Source organism: Maricaulis sp. (assembly GCF_048270265.1).
Classification (GTDB): domain Bacteria; phylum Pseudomonadota; class Alphaproteobacteria; order Caulobacterales; family Maricaulaceae; genus Maricaulis.
The window spans coordinates 1-12,359 of sequence record NZ_JBLWTD010000014.1 but is presented as its reverse complement, the minus strand read 5'-3'; the positions used below and the strand labels follow the sequence as shown (position 1 = coordinate 12,359).

Annotated in this window: 12 protein-coding genes and 1 tRNA gene; 4 read left to right on the top strand and 9 right to left on the bottom strand. The window is 64.3% G+C overall.

Annotation, left to right across the window (positions count from 1 at the left end; translation table 11 throughout):
* Positions 1 to 269: 269 nt before the first annotated feature.
* Positions 270 to 485, top strand: a complete 216-nt coding sequence (locus tag ACN0YF_RS09025; protein WP_417494124.1) for a hypothetical protein — start codon at positions 270 to 272, stop codon at positions 483 to 485.
* 44 nt (positions 486 to 529) lie between these two features.
* Here the strand turns inward: ACN0YF_RS09025 and ccmI are convergent, their stop codons facing one another.
* From ccmI to ACN0YF_RS08985, 8 genes are all read right to left on the bottom strand, one after another.
* Positions 530 to 1,363, bottom strand: coding sequence for a c-type cytochrome biogenesis protein CcmI (gene ccmI, locus ACN0YF_RS09020; RefSeq protein WP_417482117.1), 834 nt, complete (start codon positions 1,361 to 1,363; stop codon positions 530 to 532).
* A complete protein-coding gene (locus ACN0YF_RS09015) occupies positions 1,360 to 1,821 on the bottom strand; it encodes a cytochrome c-type biogenesis protein CcmH (protein ID WP_417494123.1) in 462 nt (153 codons plus the stop codon). The genes ccmI and ACN0YF_RS09015 overlap by 4 nt, the downstream gene beginning before the upstream one ends.
* Positions 1,818 to 2,351, bottom strand: a complete 534-nt coding sequence (locus ACN0YF_RS09010) for a DsbE family thiol:disulfide interchange protein (RefSeq protein ID WP_417494122.1) — start codon at positions 2,349 to 2,351, stop codon at positions 1,818 to 1,820. Before ACN0YF_RS09010 ends, ACN0YF_RS09015 begins: the two co-directional genes overlap by 4 nt.
* The gene (locus tag ACN0YF_RS09005) at positions 2,351 to 4,327 is read right to left on the bottom strand and encodes a heme lyase CcmF/NrfE family subunit (protein WP_417482114.1); all 1,977 of its coding nucleotides are present in this window, start codon (positions 4,325 to 4,327) and stop codon (positions 2,351 to 2,353) included. Before ACN0YF_RS09005 ends, ACN0YF_RS09010 begins: the two co-directional genes overlap by 1 nt.
* Before the next feature lie 62 nt (positions 4,328 to 4,389).
* A complete protein-coding gene (locus ACN0YF_RS09000; RefSeq protein WP_417494121.1) occupies positions 4,390 to 4,878 on the bottom strand; it encodes an AAA family ATPase in 489 nt (162 codons plus the stop codon).
* 224 nt (positions 4,879 to 5,102) lie between these two features.
* Complete coding sequence (locus ACN0YF_RS08995) at positions 5,103 to 5,591, bottom strand: hypothetical protein (protein ID WP_417494120.1); 489 nt, start codon at positions 5,589 to 5,591, stop codon at positions 5,103 to 5,105.
* A gap of 160 nt (positions 5,592 to 5,751) precedes the next feature.
* On the bottom strand, positions 5,752 to 7,221 hold the full coding sequence (locus ACN0YF_RS08990; RefSeq protein WP_417482111.1) for a peptidoglycan-binding protein: 1,470 nt from the start codon (positions 7,219 to 7,221) through the stop codon (positions 5,752 to 5,754).
* 251 nt (positions 7,222 to 7,472) lie between these two features.
* Positions 7,473 to 8,939: a sodium/proline symporter gene (locus tag ACN0YF_RS08985; protein WP_417482110.1), complete on the bottom strand. Its 1,467-nt coding sequence runs from the start codon at positions 8,937 to 8,939 to the stop codon at positions 7,473 to 7,475.
* Between the two features lie 140 nt (positions 8,940 to 9,079).
* Between ACN0YF_RS08985 and ACN0YF_RS08980 the strand changes: the two genes are divergently transcribed.
* Entirely contained in the window at positions 9,080 to 9,898 is an 819-nt protein-coding gene (locus ACN0YF_RS08980; protein ID WP_417494119.1) for an enoyl-CoA hydratase-related protein, read from the top strand.
* Positions 9,895 to 11,106 (top strand): acyl-CoA dehydrogenase, encoded by a 1,212-nt coding sequence (locus ACN0YF_RS08975; RefSeq protein WP_417494118.1) that lies wholly within the window; start codon positions 9,895 to 9,897, stop codon positions 11,104 to 11,106. Before ACN0YF_RS08980 ends, ACN0YF_RS08975 begins: the two co-directional genes overlap by 4 nt.
* Before the next feature lie 135 nt (positions 11,107 to 11,241).
* On the opposite strand, the gene ACN0YF_RS08970 is transcribed toward ACN0YF_RS08975, so the two are convergent.
* The gene (locus ACN0YF_RS08970; protein WP_417482107.1) at positions 11,242 to 11,532 is read right to left on the bottom strand and encodes a hypothetical protein; all 291 of its coding nucleotides are present in this window, start codon (positions 11,530 to 11,532) and stop codon (positions 11,242 to 11,244) included.
* A 249-nt stretch (positions 11,533 to 11,781) separates the two neighbouring features.
* On the opposite strand from ACN0YF_RS08970, the gene ACN0YF_RS08965 reads away from it, so the two are divergent.
* Positions 11,782 to 11,872 (top strand) — tRNA-Ser (locus ACN0YF_RS08965).
* Positions 11,873 to 12,359: the final 487 nt, after the last annotated feature.

The following is a 12,359-nucleotide window of genomic DNA, read 5'->3' as shown; positions in this document are numbered from 1 at the left end:
TATAGCGTCACCCTTTCACTTTTCCAAAGCCACCAACGCCATTTTCGGGATGTTTTATGACTGGCCGCACCGCCGGCCCTTGCATGCCGATACCTTCAGGACTGTCGCTGACACAACGCGGGAAACCGGCTCAACCGGCGAAAAGTGCGGATTTTGGCCACCGGATGGCCACAAATCCGCCTTGTTATCGATAGTCGGGATGGACCTGCCGCCTTCATTAAGCTTCTGTAATGCATCCGACGGATTGATTCACAGCTGGGGAAAGCTTGATGAAAAACGCACTCGTGATGTTTGCGGTCTTCGCGACCGCAGGAGCAATCGCAGCGGCCTGCCCGGCCAGCCTGCGCGATCGGGTTGTGCAACACACCCAGATTCCTGAATCCGTACAGATTGAAGCCGAACGCCAGGTCGACATGTTCGTCAGCTGGGTCCGCGATGACGCATCCCGTCCGGGGCCTGAATTTGGCCGCCGCAATCTGGACTAGAGCCCGATCCGGACTGAATCCCGGTTCGCCCCTGCCCTGCTCCCCTATTCAGACGGTTCCGGCTCCGGCGACAAGCTCGCCAGCCGCGCCTCGATCATAGCCCTGTAGGCCGCATCGTCCGGCGTCTCGGCCAGCAGGGCCTGCCAAGCCGACAGCGCGGCCTCCCGCTCACCAGCCTGATATTGCGCTTCCGCCATGAAGAAGCGCGCCCGCACGTCTGACGGTTCAATATCGAGGGCTCGCGCAAAGGCCTCGCGGGCCGCCGGCGTCATATTGCCATTCTCGCCAAACAGGATTGCCTGCCCGAGCGAGGCAAAGAGGAAAGCCGAATCCGGCACGATATCGATCGCCTGCTCAAAAGCGTCCGCCGCTTCCCCGTATCGGCCAAGACCAAGATAGGCCTGGCCCAGCACGGCCCAGCCCTGGGCATTGCCGGGATTGGCCTCCATCTGCGCCGCCAGGGTCTCGACCTGGTCGATCACGGCGCGCATGTCCTCGGACACTTCAACAGGCTCCGGCTCGACGGCGCCGGTCAGGAGCGGGCTGCCGATGACCATGTAGATCGCGACGGCCGCGATGCCGCCGAGCCCGCAGGCGATGATCGCCATCTGCCGTACCAGCGGGTTCGCGGCGCCCTCGCCCTCCCGGTCATCACGCGCCGAAGCGGCCAGACGGCGGCGCTTGATATCGATCTCGGCAGCGCGGGCCTGGTCGGGATCGATCAGACCGAGTTCGCGGTCACGCGCCAATTCGTCCAGCTGCCCGGAAAACGCGCCCATCCCGTCGCCTTCCTCCGCGCCGGACCGGCGCATGAAGGGCATCACCAGCGCCGCCACCGTGAGGCTGGCCATCAGCGCGATCAGGATCCACAACATCATTGGCCTTCCTCTTCCATCAGGGCGGCCAGTTGCGCCTCTTCCTCGGACGTCAATTCGGCCGGCAGCGCACGGGCTTGCCGCCGGATGAAGACAAACACCAGCAGGCCACCAGCCAGCAGGATGAAGATCGGCAGTCCCCAGAGCACCAGCGTATTGGCTTGCAGTGGCGGCAGCATCAGCACGTAATCGCCGTAGCGCGCCTGCATATAGGCGAGAATTTCGGCATCGCTGTCACCGGCATCGAGCCGCTCACGCACCACGACCCGCATGTCCTGCGCCAGCGAGGCATTGGACTCGTCAATGCTCTGGCTCTGACAAACCACGCAGCGCAATTGCGTGTAAAGCGAGCGGGCGCGATGTTCCATCTGCGCGTCGGCATAGGCCTCGTCGGGCGATGGCGCGGCCAATGCGGCGGGCGTCAGCACCAGGGCGAGGCAGGCGATCAGGATACGCATCATTCGGCCTCCAGCTCCCGGATCAGGGGCAGCAGGGTCTGCGTCCAGTCGGTGTCGGTGATGATGCCGACATGGCGATAGCGCACACGCCCGTCGCGATCGATCAGAAAGCTCTCCGGCGCGCCGGTAATACCCAGATCGATCGCCAGATGACTGTCCGGATCAAGCCCGACAGCGGTGTAGGGATTGCCATGCCGTTCCAGCCAGGCGGCGCCGGCTTCCGGCGTATCGCGCCAGTCGATGCCGTAGATGGGCACGATGCCCGAGCGCGCGATCTGCATCAGCATCGGGTGCTCGATGGCGCAGGGCGGACACCAGGAGCCGAACACATTGAGCAGGCTTACATGACCGGCCAGATCGGTATTGGCCAGGCCCGCCTCGGCGCCGACGACCGGAGCAAGCTCGAAAGCCGGCAGCGGTTCATCGATCAGCTGTGACGGGATCGCGCCGGGGTCCTCGCGCAGTCCCAGGCCGAAATAGACGGCCAGGACGGCAAACAAGACCAGCGGCATGAAGGCGAGCCAGCGTCCCATCACGGCGCCTCCGCCTCTCGCGCCACCGGGGCGCGGGCGCTCAGGGCGCGGCGGCCACGGTCACCGAGCGCCAGCAATCCGCCCAGCGCCAGCAAGGCGGCGCCAATCCACAACCAGACGGCCAAGGGATAGATATAGGCGTGTACGGCCCAGCCGCGGCCCTCGACGCCCTCGCCGATCGTGACATAGAGGTCGCCGTCGAGCCGGGCGCGGATCGCCGATTCCGTCGTCGCCATCTCGCGCACGGGATAGAAGCGCCGTTCGGCGACCATATGGCCCAGCTCGCGCCCGTCGCGCGAAATGGCCAGCGTGCCGGCCTGGGAGACGAAATTCTCGCGGTCGCTGCGCACGACATCGACCAGTTCGATCACATAGCCGTCCAGCTCCATCGACTGGCCCGGCATCAGGAAGGCGCTGCCCTCATCCTTCCAGGCGCTCACACCGGTCACGGCAAAGATCAGGACGGCGATGCCGAGATGGGCCACGGTCATGCCCCAGATCGCCGCTGGCAGGCGTTTGGCGCGCGCCCAGCTGGCGGCGAAATCGACCTCGAACAGTTTCAGCCGCGATTTCAGGTCGAGCAGGACGCCCAGTCCGACCCAGACGGCGAGCGCCGTGCCGATCGCGCCGGCCACGGCCTCGCGTTCGGCAACCCAGAGCGCGATCAGTCCGGCCGCAATGGCGGCGATGAAGGCGGGGGTGAGCTTGCGCGCGATGGGCCCGAGCTTGCCGCGCTTCCAGGCCAGCATGGCGCTGACCGGGATCAGGACGAACAGAACCGCCATCATCGGGATGAAGGTCGCGTGGTAAAACGGCGCCCCGATCGAGATGGTTTCATCCGAAACCGTGGTGATGAAGAGCGGATAGAAAGTGCCGAAGAAAACCAGGGCGCAAGCTGCGGCAAGGAAGAGATTATTGACCAGCAGGGTGCTTTCGCGGCTGACTTCGGCGAACACGCCGGTCGGCTTGAGGTGACCGGCGCGCAGGCCGTACAGCGCCAGCGATCCGCCGATGACCAGCAGCAGGATACCGAGAATGAACACGCCGCGCTGCGGATCGACGGCGAAGGCGTGCACCGATGTGATGACGCCGGAGCGCACCAGGAAGGTCCCCACCAGCGAGAGCGAGAAGGTGACCAGCGCCAGCAGGATGGTCCAGGCCTTGAGCGTATCGCGCTTCTCCATCACCCGCAGGGAATGGATGAAGGCGGTGCCGGCCAGCCAGGGCATCAGGGAGGCGTTTTCGACCGGATCCCAGGCCCACCAGCCACCCCAGCCCAGTTCGTAATAGGCCCAGCTGGCACCGAGCGCGATGCCGATGGTGAGGAAGGTCCAGGCGGTCAGCGCCCAGGGCCGCACGATCCGGGCCCAGCGCGCATCGACGCGGCCCTCGATCAGCGCCGCAACCGCAAAGGAGAAGGTGATCGAGAAACCGACATAGCCGGCATAGAGCATGGGCGGATGCGTCGCGAGGCCAGGGTCCTGCAGCAGCGGATTGAGATCGGCACCGTCAAGCGGCACCGGCCATAGCCGCGCAAACGGATTGGAGGTGAAGATCAGGAAAGCCAGGAAGGCGGCCGTGACCAGCGATTGCACCGAAAAGGTCAGCGTGATCAGGCGCGGCGCCACATGGCGTGCAAACAGTGACAGGGCAGCGGTATAGGCCGTCAGGATCAGGGCCCATAACAGCATCGAGCCCTCATGATTGCCCCAGACGCCGGAGAGCTTGTAGATCAGCGGTTTGAGCGTGTGCGAATTCTGCGCCACCACCAGAACCGAGAAATCCGACACCGCAAACAGCGCCGTCAGACAGGCAAAGGCCGAGGCCACCAGCACGAACTGGACAATCGCCCCTGAGCGCGCAAAGCGATGAAACACCGGGTCACGCACCGCCACGCCGGTAAAACCGAGCACGGCCTGCAACAGCGCGACGACAAAAGCGAGAATGAGGGCGGCCTGGCCGAGTTCAGCGATCATTCCGGCTTGGTGTTACGGGACGAGCCCCACGTCAAGGGGCTGGGTGTCGCAGGGGGCGGCGCTCACTCGCGACGCACCACCACATCAAACCCCTCCTCCGGTCCCGGCGGGACGAAATAGCGTGTGAACAGGTCGAACTCGGCCTCGCTGGCCGCGTAGGCATGCTCGCCCGCCGCATTGCGCTGGCGCAGCCGCGCCTTGCAGGTCTCGTCGTCGAGATCGAGCCAGTGCAGCGTATGGGCGGCGCCCGCCTCATCAATGATGGATCGCATCCAGGCCCGTGCGGGGAGCGTGTTGGCCGGAAAGTCCAGCACCACGCTGATACCGGCACGCAGCAGCTCCGCCACGTGCGGGCCAATCACGGCGCGCAGCCGCGCCGAGCAGCGGGCATAGTCCTCAAGCGAGGCGACTTCGCCAGGCCAGAGGGTCGAGAGCCAGTCATCCTCGCGGAGGAGGACCGTGGCGGGCTCGCGGGTCAGTTCTTCGCAAAGGGTCGATTTTCCGGCGGCTATCTTGCCGCAGACGAGATGCAGTTTCGGTTGGGCAGGCATGAACACTCCATGGCGTGACGGACGCCATCACGCGCCCGGGTCAGGACGGAATCGGGTCACCCGGTCCGCAATGCGGAACCGGGCCCGTAATTCGCCCTGTTGGCCGTGCCGGACGCAGGAAAGGCATGAACGTGCTCATGAAACCAATCCTAGCGGCGCGGCCCGTCACCGGCAAGACACGGCCCGCCCCGCAATGCGCTGGCGAGGAGTGATGAGTGACCCGGTCAGGGAAGCGGCGGCGGGGGCGCCCGCATGGGCGGGGGACACAGCGCGGCGCCGCCGGGCGCGCGATCATAGGGCGGCCGGGATCGAACAGCCTCAACAACATGATTTTCCACGCGAACGATCGCGTCGGCATCATGCAGCCGCGTGACACAGTCGAGCACCTCGCCCGTGTCTGCAGCCGCATAGAGGACAAAACCGGTCAGACCGAAATACTGGTTGTAATGGCGCGCCAGGCCCCGATCGAGCACCTCGCCGAGGGCGAGCCGGAAGTCCGCTTCGCTGGCCGACAGGTCGATAACGAGAAGCTTCAGCGGGAGACCCTGCGACCTTGCCCGCGCGCGCTCGAGCGAGGGTTCAAGGATCGCGCAATTGGGGCACCAGTCGGAGCGGAAATAGATGCCGTAGACGAGGTCCGGATCCTCGGCCGCAGCCGGCGAAGTCAGCAGGCCGGACAGAAGGCTCAAGGTCAGGCCCAACAACGCGGCCACCGCACGCGGGCGTCTGGCCCCGATCATGATGCCTCGATGAAACACGCGCGTCCTCACCCCATAAAAAAACACCGCTCCCGGCCGCCCGGGGGCGCACGAAAGCGGTGTTCTTCAAACCGTCATCGGTCTCCGGCCGCAAATACGACCGGAGACCAATGTCTTATTCTACGCCCGGCGAATACAGATTGACCGTCAGAGGCGCGTAAGGAACGCCCAGATGCTCAACCGATTCACGGGTGATCTGACCAACGATCAGGTTGTTGTCGGTCTGGTAACGCTCAAGCGCCGAGAAGGTGCGCTCATTGATGACGCCGTCGATTGGACCCGGGTTGTAACCGCGATCGCGAAGCGCGATCTGGATCTGACGGATGGCTTCAGGCGTGGCGTTGATCTCACAGAGAACTTCGCGCCAATCGAGATTGCCGCCACCAACAACGACCTGGCGGGTACGGGTTTCGTACACGGCCGGAACGGTGCGGGTTTCGGTGCGGCCCGGCACGGCGACGCGCTGGACGCGGACAGATTCATAACGGGCCGGGATCACATCCTCGACCACCTGCTCAGGTGTATCGACAACCTGGCGGGCGACCTGGCGGGTAACCGCCGGGATGACATCTTCGACAACCTGTTCAGGCGTATCGATGACCTGACGGGTCACCGTCTCGGTGACGGCAGGAATGACCCGCTCGACAACACGCGAATAGGCATCTTCACGTGTACCGGTGCCGGTGCCTGGTGCACCCGGGATGGTCGACTCATAGACGCTCTTTTCGACCAGCTCGGTGACCGCAGGGATCACGCGCTGTTCGACGCGCTCGGCCTGGACCAGACGCTGGCGGGTAATGGTTTCGTACTCAGCCGGAATTTCGACCCGGCAGAGAATTTCACCCGTTGGCAGCTCGCGCAGTTCCGAACGGGAGAAGTTGCGACGTGCATATTCTTCCGGAGTCTCGTCTGCACGAGCGGCACCGGCATCACGGGCACGCGCATAAAGCGGCGCCGACGGATGCCAGGTCGTGTAGGCATCACGGACCAGGACCTGTTCGGTGTAGGACTCATAAACGGCCGGGATAACGACCTGTTCAATGCGCTCGGCCTGCAGGACGACCGTTTCGGTGACCGTCTGGCGGCCAACCGGCATGACCTGACGCTCAACGCGTTCCGGCTCAAGCACGACCGTTTCGGTAACCGTGCGGTAGGTCGCAGGAATGATCCGGCGCGTAACGCGTTCCGGCTCAACGACGACGGTGTCATAGACGGTGGTGTAGGTCGCCGGGATGATCCGCAGCTCAACACGCTCCGGCTCGAGCAGAACCGTGTCGGTCACGGTTTCATAGGTCGCCGGGATCACGACAGTCTGGGTCGCTTCGGCCTGGATCAGGACCTGTTCGGTCACCGGCTGGGTCGAAACAGGGACAAGAACCCGCGCAAAGCACTGGCCGTCGGCCAGGGCCGGCGGATAATCGGCCGAGCTGTTGATCTGATTCTCGAGGTCACGGATACGTGCATTGGCGTTCGCCAGCTCGCGGGCCATATCGGCACTCGACTGTGCGAATGCCGGCGCGGCAGCCCCTGCCAGCAAGGTGCCGCTGACAATCGTCGCGGCAAGAAGTTTAAATCGGTATGACATATACGCCCCCTGGGAACTTTCGTTTTGATAAAAATTAGCCTTGTACAAACCAGTAATTAGTCGGCACCTTTCCTTACCGATTACCAGTTGTTAACGAGCCGGTAAACAAAAATCCCCCCTAAAACCATAAAACTGGCCGGGTTTACCAACAATCCAAACGGGCTGTTTGTTCCGCGTTTCGCGTAGCAGGCGAATGGCAAACCGACCGCACCACGCAGCGCGTCACAGCCTCCGGGCCTGCCTGGCGCGCCTCACCCGGCCCGCTGGCGTCCCAGCCACAGGATCAGCAGCGGCGGTATCCAGGGCACCACGCGCTCGAAGGGGTCGCCTGGCAGGCGAGACAGGTCGGACAGCACAAGCATCACGCCATCCAGCCCCGCCGGATCGACCGCACCCATGGCGTTGAAGAAAACCGTCAGGGCGAAGCCGCTCGCCATCGCCGCCAGCGTGGCGCGGCCGCCCGGCTCCAGCCGCATCACCCGCATGATGATGATCGGGCCAAAGGCGGCACCCAGCGCCGCCCAGGCGAACAGGACGCGGGCGAAGATCGTGCTCGGCAATGCCAGCGTCATCCAGATCGCCACCAGGGCGATGGCGAGCATCACGAAACGCGACACCGTCAGCTCGCTGCCGGGAAAACGCCGCGACAGGCCCATATCATGGGCGATGGCGGCGGCGGCGACGAGCAGGATGGAATCCACCGTCGACATCACCGCAGACAGCACGGCGGCGAGCACGATGCCGGCCAGGATGGGCGGCAGGAGATCGCCGGCCAGGAGGTAGAAGAGGTTCTCGCCATTCTCTGCCCCGCCGACCAGGGCGCGGCCGGCCAGGGCCAGAACCGTCATGCCGGTGAACATGATCACGGCCCAGACGATGGCGATGGCGAAGCCGCGATAGCGCGCCGCCTCGTCCTTGACCGCCATCAGGCGCGACATCAATTGCGGCTGTCCCAGCGCGCCGATGCCGACGCCCCAGACCCCGAGCACGAAACCGCCAAGCATCAGGCCGGCGCGCCCCCCGGTGAACTGGAGATATTCCGGCGGCGCCTCGGCCGCGAGGGTGGCGAAGACCTGCGCCGGACCACCGGCCGCGATCAGGGCGGCGACCGGCAGGGTCAGCGCCACCAGCACCATCATGAAGCCCTGCAGCATGTCGGTGACGCTCACCGCCCAGAAACCGCCAAGCAGGGAATAGATCAGGATCACCGCCGCGCCGATCATCACCGCCTCGGTCTGGTTGAGGGGGAATTGGGTTTCGAAGGCCGCGGCAGCGGCGCCGAACTGGGCCGCGATATAGAAGACGAAACAGAAGACGATGAAGAGCGAGGCCAGCCCCGTGATCATGACCCGCGTGCGGCCAGTCGATTTCGCGGCCAGGAAATCGGTCAGGGTGACATGGCCCTCGGCCGCGGTTTCCTCGCGCAGGCGCTTGCCGAACCAGAGCCAGACGGCGACATAGCCGCCCCAGATCCCCGGCACCATCCACAGGGCCGACAGGCCGGTGGCGTAGACAAAGCCGGTAAAGCCCAGCAGCACCCAGGCCGACGACGTCGAGGCGGCATAGGACAGGCCGGCCACCCAGGCGCCGAGCCCCTGGCTCGCGACGAAGAAATCCGATTCATTCTTGTTGCGGCGGCTGGCCCAGACGCCAACGCCGACCAGAACCAGATTATAGATCACCAGCGTGATCAGGACGATGACTGTCTGCTGGTTCATAAGGCTCTCCCCCGCCCGTCTTCACGAGAAACGCAGCGCTGCGCTTCTCTCAACCGATGCCACAGGTTTATGCTGGTTTTCCCGGCGGTACCAATGTCTCGCTGCGTCTGACCGCTTCCGGAATGAGAAATCTTGCGCCGATGACCGAACCGCTCGACGACACGCTTCTGCTGCAACGCCGCGGCGCCATTGCCGAACTGGTGCTCAATCGCCCGCACAAGCGCAATGCCTTCACCCAGGCGATGTGGGCCGCCCTGCCCGGCCTGCTGGCCGGGATCGCCAAGGACTGCCGTGTCCTGGTCGTGCGCGGCGCCGGCGATGCCTTTGCCTCGGGCGCGGACATCTCGGAATTCGAAGAAGTTTACGCCACCCCCGAACGCGGCGAGGCCTATTCGCGCCAGATTGCTGCCGCGCTCGACGCCCTGGCCGCCTTCCCGCACCCGACCCTGGCCATGGTCCGCGGCGCCTGCGTCGGCGGAGGTTGCGGCCTGGCGCTGGCCTGCGACCTGCGCTTTGCCGATGAAAGCGCCCGCTTCGCCATCACGCCGGCCAAGATGGGGCTCATCTACCCGTTCAACGACACCAAGCGCCTCGTCGATACGGTCGGCGCGCCGATGGCCCGCGACATGCTGTTCTCGGCCCGTACGCTTGACGCCGCCGAGGCGCTGGCCTGCGGCCTTGCCAACCGGGTCACGGCGCCTGCCAGCCTCGAGCGTCTGGTCAACGAATATGTGGATCAATTGCTGGACATGTCACCGCATTCGGCCGAATTCACCAAACAGATGATCGCGCGCGTCCTGGCGGGCCAGGACACGGACGATGACAGCACGAAGGCCCTGTTCGCCGGGGCTTTCACGCACGCAGATTTCAACGAAGGCTATCGCGCCTTTCTCGACAAGCGGAAGCCGGATTTTACGCAAGCCAATCCGGCACCAGGCACGGGGACGACCAATCAATGACCAAGCTCAAAGCCAAGGATGCACCGGATCTCGGAGCCTTCGACTGGGAGGATGCCTTCCGCCTCGACGACCAGCTGACCGAGGAAGAACGCCTGGTTCGCGATGCCGCCCGCTCCTATGCCCAGGACAAGCTGCAGCCGCGCGTCATCGAAGCCTTCCGCGAGGAAAGGACCGATCCGGACATTTTCCGCGAAATGGGCGAGCTGGGCCTGCTGGGCTCGACCATTCCGGAAGCCTATGGCGGCGCCGAGCTGGGCTATGTCGCCTATGGCCTGGTCGCCCGCGAGGTCGAGCGCGTTGATTCGGGCTATCGCTCGATGATGTCGGTCCAGTCCTCGCTGGTGATGTATCCGATCTATGCCTATGGCTCGGAAGAACAGCGGATGAAATATCTGCCCAAGCTTGCCAGCGGTGAATATATCGGCTGTTTCGGCCTGACCGAGCCCGATGCCGGCTCCGATCCCGGCGGCATGAAGACCCGCGCCACCAAGACCGCTGACGGCTATCGCCTCAACGGTTCGAAAATGTGGATCTCCAACTCGCCGATCGCCGATGTCTTCGTGGTCTGGGCCAAATCGGATGCCCATGACGGCAAGATCCGCGGCTTCGTGCTGGAAAAGGGCATGAAGGGCCTCTCCGCCCCCAAGATCGGCGGCAAGCTCTCGCTGCGCGCCTCGATCACCGGCGAGATCGTGATGGACAATGTCGAGGTCTCCGAAGACGCGCTGCTGCCGAATGTCTCCGGCCTGAAAGGCCCGTTCGGCTGTCTCAACCGCGCCCGTTACGGCATTTCCTGGGGCGCGCTCGGGGCGGCGGAATTCTGCTGGCATGCGGCACGGCAATACGGGCTCGACCGCAAGCAGTTCGGACGCCCCCTCGCCCAGACCCAGCTGTTCCAGAAAAAGCTCGCCGACATGCAGACCGAGATCGCGCTGGGCCTGCAGGCTTCCTTGCGCGTTGGCCGTCTGATGGATGAGGCCAAGGCCGCGCCGGAAATGATCTCGATCGTCAAACGCAATAATTGCGGCAAGGCCCTCGATATCGCCCGCCAGGCCCGCGACATGCACGGCGGCAACGGCATTTCCGAGGAATTCCAGATCATGCGCCACATGGTCAATCTGGAAACCGTCAATACCTATGAAGGCGCCCATGACGTCCACGCCCTGATCCTGGGCCGTGCCCAGACCGGTCTGCAGGCGTTTTTCTAGGCCAGGAAGCGGGATGGTCTGGCCCGGCAGGAGCCGGGCGTGGATCAATTCCCGCGACTGTCCCGGCCATCAATGAAAACACCCGGCTCGATCCTCGAGCCGGGTGTCTTTTTGCCGGGCTGGCAGGGGCTTCGGCTAGAGGCCGAACTCGCTGCATTCATGCACTGATTGCCAGCCGCCGGGGGCAATGCAGATCACTGCACCGCATTCGCCCGTGAAGTGGTTGTAATACACCCAGCAGCCATCGGGCACTTCCTGGACCCGCCCCGTGCGGTAGGCCTCAAGCTCGGCCGCGCTGAGCATTCTCGGCTGGGCGACATCCTGGATGGCCGCAGCATCGCCCGCGCCGGCAATCGCCGATGGCCCGGCGACCATTGAGAGGGCGGCAGCAATGCCTGCGATGAGTATCGATTTTCCTGAAATCATATCATTTCCCCTTTACCCATAGATTGAACAAAACCACGCTTCACCACCTTTGCGTGTGAGTCAATCAAAAGCTGGCGAAAATAAGATGAACCCGTCCGGCCCCCACCCCGTCCGCCCCTGGCGGCGCGCCGCCAGGCCCGTCGCCAGGCAAGCCATTGCGGGTCTCGCGGACCCCGCCCCTGCAATCGGATCGCAAATCGCCGCAACTCGCGCTTGATAGCCCCGCCGGGGCATTCTAAACCCGCAGGTGGAGAGGTGGCCGAGTGGTCGAAGGCGCTCCCCTGCTAAGGGAGTGTACGCCAAAAGCGTACCGAGGGTTCGAATCCCTTCCTCTCCGCCACTATCCCCGATCTCGACACCCCGCACCGGTCCCGGACCTGCTGCACAAGCGGCCGTGCGTGATCGAGCCTGCGCCGGCCGGCAGTGATCGCCCTGTTGCCCCTGATCTGCCTTTGAGTGGCTGCTGGATGACCTTCATATGGCGCGGGTGATGCCCTCCTGTGCGCTTCCATTGCCGCAGATTCGCCCGAATCACTTGAAAACTCGCTGTGAAAACAATCGCATATCGATTCCTCACCCGGCTTTGACCCTGCTTTGACGATACCCGCACCTCCCGCATCGCATCCGATGCCACCAATATAGCCGAGCCCGGCAAGGGGTGGACAGGCAGGGTTGAAACAATCGGGACACACGCAACCGGTCCGCCGCCGGTGCCAGCGAGAGCTGGGACTTCGACAGCGCCAACTCGGTGCGCACTGACGAGCCGACCAATACCGTCAATCAATACGATACCGTCTCGCTGACAGGATCGGCGGGCGCATCGAGCT